Source organism: Streptacidiphilus sp. PAMC 29251, assembly GCF_054208735.2.
The window spans coordinates 8,462,995-8,480,040 of the sequence record NZ_CM135725.2 but is presented as its reverse complement, the minus strand read 5'-3'; the positions used below and the strand labels follow the sequence as shown (position 1 = coordinate 8,480,040).

Annotated in this window: 8 protein-coding genes and 2 pseudogenes; 3 read left to right on the top strand and 7 right to left on the bottom strand. The window is 69.6% G+C overall.

Features of this window, described 5'->3' with window-relative positions; all coding sequences use genetic code 11:
• Nucleotides 1–25 precede the first annotated feature (25 nt).
• The 6 genes and pseudogenes from ACXKR8_RS40155 to ACXKR8_RS40130 all read right to left on the bottom strand — a co-directional run bounded on the left by ACXKR8_RS40155 (nt 26) and on the right by ACXKR8_RS40130 (nt 6,860).
• A complete protein-coding gene (locus tag ACXKR8_RS40155) occupies nt 26–1,282 on the bottom strand; it encodes a 6-phospho-beta-glucosidase (protein WP_458269442.1) in 1,257 nt (418 codons plus the stop codon).
• Nucleotides 1,279–2,400: an ABC transporter ATP-binding protein gene (locus ACXKR8_RS40150; protein ID WP_458269441.1), complete on the bottom strand. Its 1,122-nt coding sequence runs from the start codon at nt 2,398–2,400 to the stop codon at nt 1,279–1,281. The genes ACXKR8_RS40155 and ACXKR8_RS40150 overlap by 4 nt, the downstream gene beginning before the upstream one ends.
• Nucleotides 2,397–3,446, bottom strand: coding sequence for an ABC transporter ATP-binding protein (locus ACXKR8_RS40145; RefSeq protein ID WP_458269440.1), 1,050 nt, complete (start codon nt 3,444–3,446; stop codon nt 2,397–2,399). Before ACXKR8_RS40145 ends, ACXKR8_RS40150 begins: the two co-directional genes overlap by 4 nt.
• Complete coding sequence (locus ACXKR8_RS40140) at nt 3,430–4,293, bottom strand: ABC transporter permease (RefSeq protein WP_458269439.1); 864 nt, start codon at nt 4,291–4,293, stop codon at nt 3,430–3,432. Before ACXKR8_RS40140 ends, ACXKR8_RS40145 begins: the two co-directional genes overlap by 17 nt.
• Before the next feature lie 58 nt (nt 4,294–4,351).
• A complete protein-coding gene (locus ACXKR8_RS40135; RefSeq protein WP_458269438.1) occupies nt 4,352–5,335 on the bottom strand; it encodes an ABC transporter permease in 984 nt (327 codons plus the stop codon).
• An 80-nt stretch (nt 5,336–5,415) separates the two neighbouring features.
• Nucleotides 5,416–6,860 (bottom strand): annotated as a pseudogene (locus ACXKR8_RS40130) (ABC transporter substrate-binding protein).
• Nucleotides 6,861–7,428: 568 nt separating this feature from the next.
• Between ACXKR8_RS40130 and ACXKR8_RS40125 the strand changes: the two are divergent.
• The 3 genes and pseudogenes from ACXKR8_RS40125 to ACXKR8_RS40115 all read left to right on the top strand — a co-directional run bounded on the left by ACXKR8_RS40125 (nt 7,429) and on the right by ACXKR8_RS40115 (nt 14,768).
• Nucleotides 7,429–8,670: a globin domain-containing protein gene (locus ACXKR8_RS40125; RefSeq protein WP_458269436.1), complete on the top strand. Its 1,242-nt coding sequence runs from the start codon at nt 7,429–7,431 to the stop codon at nt 8,668–8,670.
• Nucleotides 8,671–8,833: 163 nt separating this feature from the next.
• On the top strand, nt 8,834–10,036 hold the full coding sequence (locus ACXKR8_RS40120; RefSeq protein WP_458269435.1) for an FAD-dependent oxidoreductase: 1,203 nt from the start codon (nt 8,834–8,836) through the stop codon (nt 10,034–10,036).
• A 497-nt stretch (nt 10,037–10,533) separates the two neighbouring features.
• A pseudogene (locus ACXKR8_RS40115) lies at nt 10,534–14,768 on the top strand (galactose-binding domain-containing protein).
• A gap of 66 nt (nt 14,769–14,834) precedes the next feature.
• Here the strand turns inward: ACXKR8_RS40115 and ACXKR8_RS40110 are convergent.
• Nucleotides 14,835–17,021, bottom strand: a complete 2,187-nt coding sequence (locus ACXKR8_RS40110) for a DEAD/DEAH box helicase (RefSeq protein ID WP_458269433.1) — start codon at nt 17,019–17,021, stop codon at nt 14,835–14,837.
• Nucleotides 17,022–17,046: the final 25 nt, after the last annotated feature.

The following is a 17,046-nucleotide window of genomic DNA, read 5'->3' as shown; positions in this document are numbered from 1 at the left end:
CTCTCCCCCGTGTGGTGATGCTGCGTCAGATCCACCCCAGAAAGTCCTTGTTCTCGCGCAGCAGCAGATCCGTGAGTTTCTCAGCCCGGTCGTACTGGCCGACCAGCGGGTGGGCCAGCAGGGCGTCGAAGACCCGCCCCCGGCCGCCGTGGACGGCGGCCTCGAGCGCCAGCTCCTCATAGGCCGTGACATGGGCGATCAGTCCGGCGAAGCGGCCGGGGACCGGGGCCAGCGGCAGCGGAACCGCGCCCTGGGCCCCGATCAGCGCCGGGACCTCGATGATCGCGTCGTCGCCGAGGAACGGCATGGTGCCGTTGTTGCGCACATTGGCGACCTGGACGTCGCCGGTGTCGCCGACCAGGGAGGCCAGCAGGTTGACCGCGGCCTCGGAGTAGAAGGCGCCACCGCGCTTGGCCAGCAGCTCGGGCTTGTGGTCCAGGGCCGGGTCGGCGTACATCTCCAGCAGCTGCCGTTCCATCGCGGCGACGGCGGCGCCCCTGGTCTCGGCCCCGCGCTGCTCCTGGACCACCACGTCGTGCTGGTAGTAGTAGCGCAGATAGTAGGAGGGGATGACGCCGAGCCGCCGCAGCAGCGGGGACGGCAGCTCGATCTCCTCCGCCAGCTCGTCCAGCCGCTGGTCCAGGATCTGCGGCAGCGCCTCCTCGCCGTCGATCCGCACGCCGCGGATCCAGGTGAGGTGGTTCAGGCCGAAGTGGTCCAGCGCGACCTGCTCGGGGGCCACCCCGGCTCCGGCGGCGAAGCGGCGCTGGAAGCCGATGGCGACATTGCACAGGCCGACGGCGCGGTGTCCGGCGTCCAGCAGGGCGCGGGTGACGATGCCGACCGGGTTGGTGAAGTCGATGATCCAGGCGTCGGGCGCGGCGTACTCGCGGACGCGCTCGGCGATGTCCAGGACGACCGGGACCGTGCGCAGCGCCTTGGCCAGGCCGCCGGCGCCGGTGGTCTCCTGGCCGACGCAGCCGCACTCCAGCGGCCAGGTCTCGTCCCGCTGCCGGGCCGCCTGGCCGCCGATGCGCAGTTGCAGCAGCACCGCGCCCGCGCCCTCGACGCCGTCCTTGAGATCGCTGGTCCAGCGGACCGGGGCCGGGTGGCCCTGGGCCGCCATGATCCGCGCGGCCAGGCCGCCGACCAGCGCCAACCGCTCGGCGGCGGGGTCGACCAGCACCAGTTCGGTGACCGGCAGCCGGGCCCGGAGCCGGGCGATCCCGTCCACCAGCTCCGGGGTGTACGTCGATCCTCCGCCGACGATGACGAGCTTCATGCGTGGTCCCTGGGGTTCGGAAGGGCCCGGGCGGGGGCCGTGAGGGGCGCGCCGAGCCCGGTGTCGGGCGTGGCGGCAGCGCCGGACACGGCCACGTGGCAGGCGGCCTGGTGCCGGTCGCCGAGCAGCCGGAGCTCCGGGGTGACAGTGGCGCACTGCGACACCGCGACCGGGCAGCGGGCCCGGAACCGGCAGCCGGGACGGGGGTCGACCACCTTCGGCGGCTCCCCCTTGTCGACGCCCGCCAGATCGGCCAGCGGGGCCCGCGGGTCCGGCACGGTGGCCAGCAGCAGCTGGGTGTACGGGTGCTTGGGCGCGGCCAGGATCTCCTCGATCGGGCCCTGCTCCACGATGTGCCCGGCGTACATCACGATCAGCCGGTCCGCGGCGTAGCGGGCGCTGGCCAGGTCGTGGGTGATGTAGAGGAAGGAGACGCCCTGCTGGTCCCGCAGCTCCGTCATCAGGTTGAGCAGGCCGATCCGGATCGACACGTCCAGCATGGAGACCGGCTCGTCCGCGATGATCAGCTTGGGGTTGGACGCCAGGGCCTGGGCGAAGCCGATGCGCTGGCGCTGGCCGCCGCTCATCTCGTACGGGAACTTGGCCAGGTACTGGTCGGCGGGGGTCAGCCCGACGACCGTGAGCAGCCGCTTGGCCTCCTCGGTGCGCTGCTCGGCGTTGAGCTCGGGGCGGTGCAGCTTGAGGGTGCGCAGGATGCCGTGGGAGATCCGGTAGACCGGGTTGATCGAGCTGAACGGGTCCTGGAACACCATCGGGGCCTGGCTGCGGTAGGCCAGCACATCGGTGCGGGAGCGCAGTTGGGACAGCGGCTTGCCGTCGAACCAGATCTCGCCGGCAGTCGGCTTGTAGACCTTGGCCAGCAGCCGGGCCACGGTGGACTTGCCGCTGCCGCTCTCGCCGGCCAGGGCGACGATCTCGCCGCGGCCGATGCTGAGTTCGGCGCCGTCGACGGCGTGCAGGTTCTTCTTGGAGAAGATCCCGCCGATCTGGAAGTGCCGGGTCAGCCCCTCGGTGCGGAGCAGCGGGACGTCGTCCGGGGCCTGCGACGGGACCTCGGACGGGAACGGCAGCGGGTAGGACTGCTGATGCTGGCTCATACCGGGGTCTCCTTCTGACCGACCCGGTCCGGCGCGTGCAGCAGGCAGCGCACCAGGACCTGGTCGACGTCGTACAGTGCGGGCTCGACCGCGGTGCAGCCGGCCATCACCTGCGGGCAGCGGGCGGCGAAGCGGCAGCCGACCGGCAGTTCGGCGAGGTCGGGCGGGGAGCCGGGGATCCCCAGCAGCGGCACGCGGGGGCCGCGGATGGACGGGAAGGCGTCCAGCAGCCCCCGGCTGTAGGGGTGCCGCGGGGTGTCGAACACGGTACGGGTGGCGCCGAGTTCGGCGATCTGCCCGCCGTACATCACGATCAGCCGGTCGGAGAAGTGGCTGACCAGCGACATGTCATGGGTGACAAAGATGATCGCGAAGCCCAACTCCCGCTGCAGCTCCTTGATCTGGACCATCAGCGAGCGCTGGGCGACCACGTCCAGGGCCGAGGTGGGCTCGTCCATGATGATCAGGTCGGGGGTGAACAGCAGCGCCATGGCGATCATCGCCCGCTGCCGCATTCCGCCGGAGAGCTGGTGCGGGTAGCTGCCGAGGTGCACCGGGTCGACGCCGACCAGCTCCATCACCTCGCGGGAGCGGGTGTTGATGTCGGTGTCGAAGCTGTGCGCCCGGAGCACGTCGCGGAACTGCGCGCCGATGGTGGTCACCGGGTTGAGCGCGTTCATGGCGCTCTGCATCACCACCGAGAGCTCGGACCAGCGCACCGTGTTGAGCTGCTTCTCGGTCATGGTGACCAGGTTGCGGCCCTTGAACTCGACGCTGCCGCCGGTGATCCCGGCGGGCGGGCTGAGCAGTTGGGCGATGCCGAACAGCAGGGTGGACTTGCCGCAGCCGGACTCGCCGACGATGCCGAGGAACTCGCCGCGGCGGAGGGTGAAGCTGACCTTGTCCACGGCGAGGGCGGAGCCCTTGGCGGTGGCGTACTCGACGGTGAGGTCGCGGACGTCGAGCAGCGGGACGTCCCGGGCGTGCGCTTCCCGGGCCTGTGCTTCCCGGGCCTGTACTTCCTGGGTGTCAGGACGCGGCGACACGGAGCCTCCTCACCGGGCGCAGAGCGGGGTTGCTGATCTCGTCGAAAGCGTTGTTCAGCAGCGCGAACGAGGTGCCGAGCAGGGCGATGCAGAGCCCGGGGGCCACCGCCCAGATGTACTGGCCGGTCTGCAGCGCGGACTGGTTCTGCGCCCAGTAGAGCATGGTGCCCCAGTCGGAGTTGCTGGTGTCGCCCAGGCCGAGGAACTCCAGGCCGGAGGCGGTGAGGATGGAGTAGAGCGCCGAACCGAGGAAGTTGGCGACGATCAGCGAGGTCATATTGGGCAGCAGCTCGAAGAAGATCACGTACGAGCGGCGCTCGCCGCGGACCCGGGCCGCCTCCAGGAAGTCCCGGTTGCGCAGCGACAGCGCCTGCGAGCGGAGTTGGCGGGCCCCGTAGGACCAGCCGGTCACCACCAGCGCGATCACCAGCACGAAGATGCTGTGGTGGGAGAAGTAGCCGGCGATCACGATCACCAGCGGCAGGGTGGGGATGACCAGCACCACGTCGGTGAAGAGGTTGAGGCCGTCGTCCCAGGCCCCGCCGAGGTAGGCGGCGGAGATGCCGACCAGCACCGAGATCACCGTGGCCAGCAGGCCGGCCACGACGGCGATCAGCAGGGCCGGGCGGGCCCCGTGCACCACCTGGACCAGGACGTCCTGGCCGAGGGCCGTGGTCCCGAGCAGGTGCTTGCTCGAACTGCCTTGGGAGACCGCGTCGGTGATGGTGGCCGGGTTGCCCGGCACGATCAGGTTGGGCACCGCGGCCATGATGACGAAGAGAAGCAGGATCAGCAGTCCGGCGGCGGCCTTGCCGTTGTGCCGGATCGCTCTGAACAGGGTTGCCATGTGGGTTGTTACCTCGCGCTCTGCCGGAAGGCCCTGCTGGAGGGCCCTCGCGGGCTGCTTACCGGGCGTTCCGGGTTCGGGGGTCGAGCAGGGCGGTCGCGATGTCGGCGAGCAGCACCGACACCAGCACGGCCACCGTGATCACCAGGAACAGGCACTGCATGACCGGGAAGTCCTCGTTGTTGACCGCCTGGACCAGCTGGAAGCCGACCCCGGGGTAGTCGAAGACGTACTCGACCAGGACGGCGCCGCTGACCACGAAGCCGAGCGACATGGCGAACCCGGTGAGGTTCGGCAGGATCGAGTTGCGGGCGGCGTAGTCGATCATGATCCGGCGCCCGGACAGGCCCTTGGCCCTGGCCATCCTGATGTAGTCCTCGGCGAGGGTGGTGACCATGGTGTTGCGCATGGTCAGCACCCAGACGCCGATCGAGGTGACCAGGATCGAGATGGCCGGCAGGATCGCGTGCTGCAGCACCGAGCCGATGAAGTCGCTGTTCCAGCCCTGGACATAGCTGCTGTCACTGCCGAAGGCGGACGGCAGCCAGGGGTTGATGTCGGCGAACACCATGATCAGGACGATGGCCACCCAGAAGTACGGGAGCCCGGTGCCGACCACGAACAGCGGCGGCAGGATGCTGTCCAGCTTGCTTCCGCGCTTCCAGGCGGCGAGCGCGCCGATGCCGGTCCCGAGGATGAACGCGAACACGGTGGTGACCCCGACCAGGCCCAGCGTCCAGGGGATCGCCGCGCCGACGATGCTGGTCACCGAGGCCGGGAACTCCTGCACCGAGGTGCCGAAGTTGAGCGTGGCGCAGTTCCCCAGGTAGGTGAAGTACTGCGACAGCAGGCTGGCGTGGGTGTTGATGCCGAGGGCGGTCTCGACCGCCTCCAGCGACTTGCCGGTGAGGTGTCCGTGGTAGCGCGCCATCATCGCGGTGACCGGCGAGCCGGGCAGCAGGTGCGGGATGGCGAAGTTGATGGTCAGTGCGGCCCACAGGGTGAGCACGAAGAACCCCAGGCGGCGGATCAGAAATCTCACCCTGTGGACCTCTCTTCTCTTTGTAGCTGTCCGTGTAGCTGTGCTTGGCGGTGCGGTCGGTGCGGTTGCCGCGGGGCTGCCTACTTGGGCTGGAGGTGCAGCAGCACCTGGCCGATGTCGGGGAAGTTGAAGGCCGCGGGCAGGGCGTAGGGGTCGGCCTTGGTCGGCCAGCCGCTGAACTTGGAGGTGTTGTACTGGTACCAGGCCACCGACTCGGTCACCGGGATCACCGGGACGTCGTCGATCATCAGCTTCTCGATCTGGCCGATGATGTTCTTCTGGGTGGCCGGGTCCGAGGTCGCGGCGTACTGGTCGAACAGCAGGTCGGCGGCCGGGTTGCTGTACCGCTCGAAGTTGGTCGCGGCGGGCTTGCCGATCGGGGCGCTGTTCTTGGAGTACAGCCACTGGCGCAGCTCGTAGTACGGGGTCGGGCCGCCGGTCTCGCCGTAGTAGCCGATCTCGTAGGTGCCGTTGAACAGCTTGTTGTCATAGGCGTCGGAGCTCAGGTTGTCGATGGTCAGGCCGATGCCGGCCGCCTTCATGCCCTGCGCGACGACCTGCAGGGTGGCCACCCAGTCGCCGTAGTCGCCCTGGTTGACCACGGAGAAGCTGAGCTTCTTGCCGTTCAGCACATAGATGCCGTCCGGGCCCTTCTTGGCGCCGATGCCTTCCAGCAGCTGGTCGGCCTTCTGCGGGTTGTAGCTGTAGTCGTCGGACGCCTTGACCGAGGGGTCCACCCACTGGGGGTAGGTCTCGGGGATGACACCGAGCTGGTGGCCGGGGGGCTCCTGGCCGCCCTCGCCGATGGTGCAGGCCTTCTGACGGTCCGTCGCATAGGCGAGGGCCTTGCGGACCACCGGGTTGTCGAGCGGCGCCACCTTCTCGTTGAGGAACAGCGAGACCTGGGTGGTCGGCGGCGACCAGGTGTGGTTGTCCTTGCTGCGCTGGGTGTAGAACTTGTCGATGTTGGGGATGAACTGGCTCCCCCACTGCGCCTGGCCGGTGGCGAGCTGGTTGTTGGCCGGGTCGTTGCTGGTGTACGCGGGGTACTTGACCGTGGTGACCTTGGCAGGCCCGGCTGCCAGTACGTCGGGTTGGCCGTGTAGGTGATGTTCTGCGGCGTGCAGGGGTTGATCACGTACGCGCCGGTGCCGACGGGCTTGTCGTCCTTGTAGGAGACCGGGTCCTTGACGGTGGACCAGACGTGCTGCGGGACGATCGGGACCTGGTCCGCGATGTAGTAGAAGTACGGCAGCGCGGGCGAGTTGAAGTTGACCGCGATCTGGTCGTCGCCGACCTTCTTGACCGAGGAGAGGACCGCCCAGATGGCGTTGAGGTCGAGCGCCGGGTTCGTCTTCAGCAGGTTGAAGGTGTAGAGCACGTCGTCGGCCGTCATCGGCTGGCCGTCACTCCACTTCACCCCCTTCCTGATGGTGAAGGTCACGGTCTTGTTGTTGTTGCTCCAGGCGTACTTGGTGGCCAGCCACGGAGTGGTCTTGTCGTTCTGCAGCGCGTTGACGAACATCAGCGGCTCGTAGACCGTGCCGGCCGACAGGAAGTTCGACGAGTTGTTGAACGGGTTGAACGAGCAGGTCCACAGGCCGCCCTGGACGTTCGCGATGGTCAGCACCCGCCGCGCTTGCCCCCGGTCGCCTTGTCGGTTGCTCTTGCTGGACCCGCCGGAACCGCAGGCGCTGACGAGCAGCGCGGACGCGACGACGACGGTCACGCCGAGCGCCCTTGCTCTCTTCTTCGAAGTGCCTCTCAACATGAGGGTTTTTGCCTTTCGCTCCGTGGCCGAGTGTTAGTTAGGGAGTTTTACTAAGTGATGTTGGGTAAGGGTCGCGGGCATTGGGGGAACTGTCAAGAACCCTTCCTAACAAGACTGGTGGTTATGTACGTGGCTGCGGCTTTTGGCTTCAGTGACGGTTGTGCAACGGTGGACTGAGCGAACAAGAATGTTCGGAATCCGGTGCAGGGAACCGGGTGTGTAGAGGATTCGTGCGTGATCGCGACTCACGATCAACGGTTCGCTATCCTCTAGCCGTCTCTACTGCCAGGCCATGAACTGACCACGGAGTCCGAGGACCGGAATGCCTGCACCAGGATCGGTCGACCCCGCCCTCATCACCTGGAGCTTCTCGGTCGTGGAACGCCGCGCCGAGCAGCTGTCCAGGTACTTCTACTCCCACCTGTTCCACCACAACCCGGGCGTCCGGGAGATGTTCCCGGCCCGGATGGAGGAGCAGCGCGACCGCCTCTTCGCCGCCCTGACCACGGCCGCCACGCATGTGGCGGACACCGACACGCTGGTGGCGTACCTGCGCGACCTGGGCTTCGACCACCGCAAGTTCGGCACCCTGCCCGAGCACTACCCCGCCGTCGGCGCGAGCCTGGTCGCCACCCTGAAGTACTTCTGCGGGGCCGCCTGGACCCCCGAGATCGAGGCCTCCTGGGTGGCGGCGTACGGGATCATCTCCGAGGTCATGATCGCCGCGGCGGCCGAGGTGCCCGCGTCGGTGCCCTCCTCCTGGGACGGCGAGGTGGTCCAGCACGAGCGGCACGGCGCGGACCTGGCCGTGCTGACCGTGCGCCCCCGGCAGCCGTACCCCTTCGTCCCCGGCCAGTACGCGACGCTGACCGTCCCCGAACTGCCGCAGGTCTGGCGGCCGTACTCGGTCGCCAACGCGCCGCGCGCGGACGGGACCCTCGACTTCCATGTCCGCCGGGTGCCGGGCGGGCTGCTCAGCACGGTGCTGGTGGAGCAGGTGGGCAAGGGCGGCGCGATCCGGCTCGGCCCCGCGCTCGGCACGATGCGGCTGCCCGCCGACCGCGCGCCGGGGCTGCTGCTGATCGCCGGCGGCACCGGCTGGGCGCCGACCAAGGCCCTGGTGGAGGCGGCGGGATCGGCGGCGGTGCCGTACCGGCTGCGGCTGCTGCTCACCGCCACCAGCGAGGAGGCGGTCTACGACGTCACGGCGCTGGAGCGGCTGGTCGGGGACGGACTGCAGCTGGAACTGATCATCGAGGAGCCGCCGCGGGCCGGCGAGGCGGAGTCGTCCGGGGCCGCGTTGTTGCGTGAACTCACGCGCTACGGTTCGCAGTTGCGTCGGCTGACAGCACCGGACGAATGGCCGGAGACCTTTGTCAGCGGACCGGCCGCGATGGTGGACGCGGTCCGGGTCCAGTTGGAGGCGCTGCTCGGGGTTCCGCCGCAGCGGATCCACTACGACCCCTACGAGTCCCGTTCGCGGTCGGCGGAGCCGGCCAAGAGCCGGGCGGAGTGGCTGCTGATGCGGCGACAGCGGACGGTGCCCTGGATCCGCCCGCGGTAGGCCTCCGGCCCGGGCGTGTGGGCGCGGGCGCACGGCGTGCGGTGGGGGCGTGTAGCGGGGCGTGCTGCTGTTGGAAACCTGGCGGCAACACGGCAGGGCTGTACTGGGGGCTGACAGTCGTTCAGACACCGCTCCGGTAAGGCCGCTGCACTGTGGGGGTGCCATGACCACCCATGACTCCACCGACCCGTACCAGGTCGCCGTCATCGGGGCCGGCCTGGCCGGCGCGGCCACGGCCTGGGAGCTGGCGCGGCGCGGGGTGTCCACCGTGCTGGTCGAGGCCTACCGTCCCGGCCACCGGCAGGGCAGCTCGCACGGCAGCTCGCAGGTCTATGCCCGCAGCAGCGCCGACCCCCTCTATGTGGAGCTCTCCGGGCAGGCCGAGGCCTGCTGGCAGGAGCTGGAGGCGGAGGCCGGAACCCGGCTCAGGCACCGGACCGGGGCGCTGGACTTCGGCGCCCGCCGGGATCCGGTCCGGCTGGCGGCCCGGCTGGCCGCGGCCGGGGTGCCGCACGAGCTGCTGGCGGCCGAGGCGGCGGCCGAGCGCTGGCCCCAGCTGTGCTTCGACCAGGGCCCGGTGCTGCACCACCCCGACGCGGGCTGGCTGGATCCGGACGCCACCGTCGCGGCCTGCGTGGGCCTGGCCGTCGCCCACGGCGCGGAGCTGCGCACCGGGGTCCGGGTCTCCGGACTCGAGCGACTGCCCTCCGGGCAGCTCCTGCTGCGCGGCCCCGGCCTGGACGGATCGCCGATCCGGGCCGAGCAGGTGGTGGTCGCCGCCGGGGCCTGGCTGCCCGAGCTGGGGCTCGCCGTGCGGCTGCCGCCGCTGACGGTGACCCAGCAGCAGGTGTTCCACTTCCGACGGCGCGAGCAGTCCGGCCCCCGCCCCGGCTGGCCGGTATTCGTCCACCAGGGAGGCCAGGCAGGCCCGAGCGGGCCGAGCCGCCGGGGCGGTCCCCAGGTGATGGGCCTGCCCTCCGGGGCGGACGGCGGCACCGACGGCGTCCTCGGCGCGTTCAAGCTCAGCCTGCTGGACGACGGCCGGGTCACCACCGCCTGCACCAGGAGCGGCGCGGTGGACCCGGCCTCGCGCCAGGCCGTCAGCGACTATGTGCGGCAGCGGCTGCCGGGGCTGGACCTGGAGCCCTTCGCGGCGGCGACCAGCCTGCGGACCAGCACCCCCAGCGGGGACTTCGTCCTGGACCGGGCCGGCTCGCTGGTGATCGTCTCGCCCTGCTCCGGACACGGCGGCAAGTACGCCCCGCTGATCGGGCGGCTCACTGCCGACCTGGTCCTCGGCAAGGCCGAGGCGAACCCCCGGTTCGCGCTGCCCGGCGCCCGGCCCGCCCAGTGGTCCCGCCGCTAGAGCCCAGCTGGAACCCAGGAAGATCCCAGGAAGAACCCAGGGCCGCACCAGCCGTCAGCAACTTGACGACGTGCTGCTGGCACATCCGCATGCGAAGCACGCAACTGCCTGACTTGGCATCACTTCCCTTGGCCTGCAAGGTCGCCAATGACCGGGATTGCGGCTGCAGCCAAGTCTGCGCAATCCATTGACGTCGCCATGGCAGCTCTGTAACTTCCTGCCCGGTAGCTGCAAATATCTATCATCCTGTCGGTAATCGACAGGATTGGATCTGCAATTTACGGCTCGCTCCGCCACCCCGGAGAGGCACGTGATGTCCCCTTCAGCTGCACACTGCCGCGCGCCCCCACCCACCCGGTCACTCCAGCGACCCGGCGCGCCCCCAACAGAAGCAGAAGCAGAGGAAGAGGATGCTCACAAGCAGCAGTCCGCGCAGTACCAGTCATGACCGAGCGAGAACCCGCAGCCTCAGGACGGCCGTCCTGGCGCTGGTCGGGATGCTCGTCGCCATGCTCCCCGTGTTCAACATGCTCCCGGCAGCCGCTGCCGGCACCAACCTCGCCCTGGGCAAGACGGCCACCGCGAGCAGTACCAACGGGCAGTACGTCACCGGGAACCTCAACGACGGCAACCAGGCGTCGTACTGGGAGAGTTCAGGGGCGTTCCCGCAGTGGGCGCAGATCGACCTGGGCTCGGCCACCTCCGTCAACCAGGCGGTGCTGAAGCTCCCGACCGGCTGGGGAGCGCGGACCGAGACCCTGTCCGTGCAGGGCAGCACCGACGGATCGACCTTCTCCACCATCGTGGCCTCGACGGGGTACACCTTCGACCCCAACAGCAGCAACACGGTGACCATCAACTTCGGTGCCACCAGCACTCGTTACCTGCGGATCAACATCACCGCCAACACCGGCTGGGCCGCGGCGCAGCTGTCCGAACTGGAGCTCTACGGGGCGACCGGCGGAGGCACGTCCGCCAACCTGGCGCTCGGCAAGACCATGAGCTCCAGCGGGGTCAGTCAGAGCTATACCGCGAGCAACGCCAATGACGGCAACCAGTCCACCTACTGGGAGAGCAGCAACAGCGCCTTCCCGCAGTGGCTGCAGGTCGACCTCGGCGCGTCGGTGAGCGTCAACCAGGTCGTGCTGAAGCTCCCGGCGGACACCTCCTGGGCGACCAGGACCGAGACACTGACGGTCCAGGGCAGCACCGACAACAGCAACTTCTCCAGCCTGGTCGCTTCGGCGGGCTACACCTTCAACCCGTCCACCGGCAACACCGTCACCATCACCGTCCCCACCGCCACCACCCGCTATCTGCGGCTGCTGATCACCGCGAACACCGGCTGGCCGGCCGGCCAGATCTCCGAGTTCGAGGTCTACGGGCCCACCAGCGGCGATGTCACTCCGCCGACCGCGCCGACCGGGCTTGCGTACACCTCGCCCGCCTCCGGTCAGATCAAGCTGACCTGGAACGCCTCGACCGACAACACCGGCGTGACCGGCTACGACCTGTACCGCAACGGCGTACTCGCCACCACGGTGACCGGGCTGACCTACACCGACGCCCAGCCCGACACCGCCACCGTCTCCTACTACGTGCGGGCGCACGACGCGGCGGGCAACCAGTCCGGCAACAGCAACACCGTGACCCGTACCGGCACCGCCCCGGTGGACACCACCCCGCCGACCGCACCGGGCAACCTGGCCTACACCTCGCCCGCCTCCGGCCAGATCGCCCTGACCTGGACCGCGTCGACCGACAACGTGGGCGTCACCGGCTACGACGTCTACCGCAACGGCGCCCTCGCCACCACGGTGACCGCGCTGACCTACACCGACTCGCAGCCGGACACGGCCACCGTCTCGTACTACGTCAAGGCGCATGACGCGGCCGGGAACCAGTCCGCCGCGAGCAACACCGTCACCCGCACCGGCACCGGCGGGGGCACGGGGACGAACCTGGCGATCGGCAAGACGATCACCGGCACCCCGGCCACCTTCACCTTCGTCGCCACCAACGCCAACGACAACGACGTGACCACCTACTTCGAGGGGCTTCCTACCCCTCGCAGCTCACCGTGCAGCTGGGCGCCAACGCGGATGTCTCCTCGGTGGTGGTCAAGCTCAACCCGGACGCCTCCTGGGGCACCCGTACCCAGACCATCCAGGTGCTGGGCCGTGAGCAGAGCGCGACCGGCTTCACCAGCATCTCGGCCGCGCAGGCCTACACCTTCAACCCGGCCACCGGCAACACCGTCACCATCCCGGTGACCGCACGGGTGTCCGACGTGGAGCTGTCGATCACCAGCAACACCGGGGCCCCCGGCGGCCAGGCCGCCGAGTTCCAGGTCATCGGCATCCCCGCCCCCAACCCCGACCTGACCGTCACCGCCTCCTCCTGGACCCCCACCGCCCCGATCGAGACCGACGCGATCACCACCTCGGCCACGGTCAAGAACACCGGCACCGCGGCCTCGGGCGCCACCAACGTCAACTTCTACCTGGGCACCACCAAGGTCGGCACGGCCGCCGTGGGCGCCCTGGCCGCCGGTGCCAGCAGCACCGTCAGCGCCAGCATCGGCACCCAGAGCGCAGGCAGCTACGCGCTGACCGCCAAGGTCGACGAGGCCAACACCGTCGTCGAACTCAATGACGCCAACAACTCCTACACCAACCCGACGAATCTGGTCGTGACCCCGGTGCAGAGCTCGGACCTGGTGCCCTCAGCGGTCACCTGGTCCCCGAGCACCCCGGCCGCGGGCAACACCGTCAACTTCAACGTCACGCTGAAGAACCAGGGCACGGTGGCCACCGCCAGTGGCGCGCACGCGATCACCCTCACCCTGCTCGACAGCAACAACAGTGTGGTCAAGACCCTGACCGGCAGCTACTCCGGCAGCCTGGCCGCTGGTGCCTCCAGCAGCCCGGTCGCGCTGGGCTCCTGGACCGCGGCCAACGGCAAGTACACCCTGCACACCCAGGTGGCCGTGGACGCCAATGAACTGCCGATCAAGCAGGGCAACAACACCTCCGACACCTCGTTCTTCGTCGGTCGCGGGGCGAACATGCCCTACGACGCCTACGAGGCCGAGGACGGCATGATCGGCGGCGGCGCAGCGGTCGTCGGGCCGAACCGCACCATCGGCGACCTGGCCGGTGAGGCCTCCGGCCGCAAGGCGGTCACGCTGAACTCCACCGGCGCGTATGTCCAGTGGAACACCACTGACCCGACCAACACCCTGGTCACCCGCTTCTCCATCCCGGACGCTCCGGGCGGTGGCGGCACCAACGGCCACCCTGGACGTCTACGTCAACGGCACCTTCGCCCAGACCATCACCCTGAACTCCAAGTTCGCCTGGCTCTACGGTGCCGAGACCGGCCCCGGTAACGACCCGAGCGCCGCTGGACCGCGTCACATCTACGACGAGGCCAGCTTCGTCCTGAACACCCCGGTGCCGGCGAACAGTGTGATCCGGCTGCAGAAGGACGCGGCCAACACCTCGCAGTACGCGATCGACTACATCAACACCGAGCAGGTCGCCCCGATCGCCAACCCGGACCCGACCAAGTACCTGGTGCCGGCCGGCTTCGCGCAGCAGGACGTGCAGAACGCCCTGACCACCGTCGCCAACTCCAGCACCTACACCGGCGTCTACCTGCCCGCCGGGCAGTACCAGACCACCGGCAAGTTCCAGGTCGGCCAGAAGGCCATCAAGGTCGTCGGCGCCGGACCCTGGTACACCCAGTTCAGCACCGACCAGACCCAGGCCAACACCGACGCCGGATTCTCGGTGCAGGCCAGCGCCAACGGTTCGACCTTCAGCGGGTTCGCCTTCTTCGGGAACTACACCTCCCGCATCGACGGCCCCGGCAAGGTCTTCGACCTCACCGACGTGTCCAACCTGACGATCGACAACATCTGGGTCGAGCACACGGTCGTGGCCATCTGGGGCACCCATGTCACCGGCCTGACCGCCACCAACATGCGCATCCGTGACACCTACGCGGACGGCATCAACCTCACCAACGGCAGCTCGGGCAAACCTGGTCAGCAATGACGAGGCGCGGTCCACCGGTGACGACAGCTTCGCGCTGTTCGCCGCCCAGGACCACAACTCCTCCGACCTGACCAACAACACCTTCCAGAACCTGACCGCGGTCACCCCGTGGCGGGCGGCAGGCATCGCCGTCTACGGCGGCGAGAACAACATCAATGCAGAACCTGTACGTGGCCGACACGTTGACGTATGCGGGCATCACCATCAGCTCGCTGAACTTCGGCTACCCCTTCCAGGGCTTCGGGACGCTGCCCACCACGATCCAGAACGTCTCGCTGGTCCGTGACGGCGGGCACTTCTGGAGCGGGCAGGTCTTCCCCGCCATCTGGGTCTTCTCGGCCACGCAGCCGTTCCGGGGCATCCGGGTCAACAGCGTGGACATCACCGATCCGACCTACTCCGGCATCATGTTCCAGACCGACTACGTCGGCAGCACCGCTCAGAACCCGGTCACCGACACCATCTTCACCGATGTGTCCATCACCGGCGCGCAGCAGAGCGGTGACGCCTACAACGCCAAGTCCGGCTACGGCATCTGGGCCAACCAGCTGCCCGAGGCAGGACAGGGTCCGGCGGTCGGAACGGCGGTGTTCAACCACCTGACCGAGAGCAACAACTTCATCAACATCGAGAACACCACCTCGACGTTCACGATCACGGTGAACCCGTAGCCGGTGAGCACGTAGCAGTGCGCGCATGACGGCCGGGGGTTCCTCCGAGAGGAGGAGCCCCCGGCTTCACGCGGTGGCGGCCAGTCTGAGCAGCTCGTCCTCGACCAACTCCCGGGCCAGCGACTCCTCGGAGATGTCCAGCGCCCCGGGGTCGGTCTCGGCCAGCTCGCTGCGGCGGGCGTAGGCGTCGAAGGCCTGCTCCTTGCGGTGCAGCAGTTCCACCAGCCGCTGGTCCATGCTGTCCGCCGCCAGCAGCCGGTGCACCCGTACCCGCCGCACCTGGCCCATCCGATGGACCCGGCCCACCGCCTGGCTCTCCAACGACGGCTTGGTCTGCGGCTCGCAGAGAATCACCACCGAGGCTGCCTGGATGTTCAATCCGACTCCGCCGACCTGGATCTGACTGACCATCACCGCGTGTCCCGGCACCGCGCTGAAGTCGTCCACCAGTCGCTGCCGGTCGAGCGCAGGGGTGCTTCCGTCCAGCGGGCCGAAGACCGGGGCGTCATGGTCGCGCAGCGCCGTGTCGACCGCGGTCAGCACCTCGCGGAAGCAGGAGAAGACAATGACCTTGAGCCCGTCGGCCGCCGCCTCCGACACCAGCTCGCGCAGTCGTGACAACTTGGCTGACTGCTCCGGGTGCTGGTAGGCGGCCCGACGCATCGCCATGAAGTTTCGGGAGGCGACGGCGGACCGGTAGGCGGCGAGGTCGTCGGCGGAGAACTCGGCCCACTCGTCCGTCCGTACCGTGCCCGGGAGTTCGGCCAGGACGTCCTGCTGGTTGCGGCGCAGATAGACGGCGGCGACCGCCTTGCGGAAGTCGTCGGCGCGGGCCGCCGCGCGGAGGGTGTCGAGCAGCTCCGGCGGTGTGCCCAACTGGGCCACCAGGGAGGTGAATTCATCCACCCGGTTCTCCATCGCGGTGCCGGTGAGGAAGAGCACCCGCTCGGCCCGGCCGACCCAGCCGGCCACCAGCTGGGACCGCTGGGTCTTCGGGTTCTTGACGAAGTGGGCCTCGTCCACCACCAGCATCGCCAGCGCCGCCACCTCGGCCGGTTCGGGCAGCGAGCGCAGCATGCCGTAGCTGGTGACGGCGACGCCGCCGTGCTGCCGCCAGGCCCGCAGCGCGTCCTGGCGGCCGTCCCCGTACACCCGGACGGCGGGCAGGACGCTGCGGCGCTCCAGTTCGCGCATCCAGTTGACGATCACCCCGGTCGGACAGACCACCAGGAAGTGCGTTCCGCCCGTGGCGCTGAGGTGGGCCATGGCGGCGATGGCCTGGACGGTCTTGCCGAGGCCCATCTCGTCGCCGAGGATCACCCGGCGCCGGGCCAGCGCGAAGCGGGCGCCGAAGGCCTGGTAGCCGCGCAGCGAGACCCGCAGCTGGGACCGGTCCAGCTCCTGGGCGCTGATCCGGCCGACCAGTTCGGCCGGGAGGTGCCCGGTGGACGCCTCCGGGTCGGGGTCCGGGCCGCCGACCCGGTCCAGCACGCTGTAGTGGTCGGCGGCGCGCAGCTCGAAGTCGATCCAGGCCTCGGCCGCCGAGGGGGCCGGGCGCAGCAGGTCCACCCCGGCCTGGCTGAGCAGCAGCGGCAGTTCGTCCGCCGCGGCCTCGGCCAGCAGGGTGTGCAGCGCGGCGACGGCGGGCAGCGCGGACGCGCGCCGTCCCCGGCCGGAGAGGGTGTGCCGCAGCCGGGAGCGGGCTGGGGCGGCCTCGGCGAGCAGCGGGGTGATCGCGCGGTCCAGCCGGGTGGCGGCCTCCCTGGCCCGGTCCACCTCGGATCCGGCGACCACCAGCCGGTTCAGGGCCAGCACCAGCGCGGTGGACGGGGCGTCCTGGCGGTCGACGTCCAGGGTGACGCTGATGGCGTGGTCCGCGGCCTCGGCCAACTGCTGGGCGGCGGCCAGGGCCTGGTCCGCGCTGAGCCGGCTGACCCCGGGCAGCCTGCGCAGGGTCTCCGGCGGCGTGCGGAGCACCGCGCCGACGGTGCCGAGGCCGGCCTGCTCCAGCGCGGCCACCCGGAGCTGCCCGCTGGTGGTCCTGGCCAGCTCGGCCACCGGCATGGCATCCAGCGCGGCGCCGACCAGGGCGTCCCGCACCGGCCGCACCGCCTGCTCGACGGCGCTGCGGGCCTGCTCATGGTCGGCCAGCAGGCTCCTGGCCCGGGTGCGGAGATCGGCGGCTTTCTGCAGCAGCTCACGGCTGTGGCGACCGGGACGAGGGTGCTGCGGATCGTACGGTGCGGTGCTCATCGGTCCCCCGGTTCGGCGTTCGGCG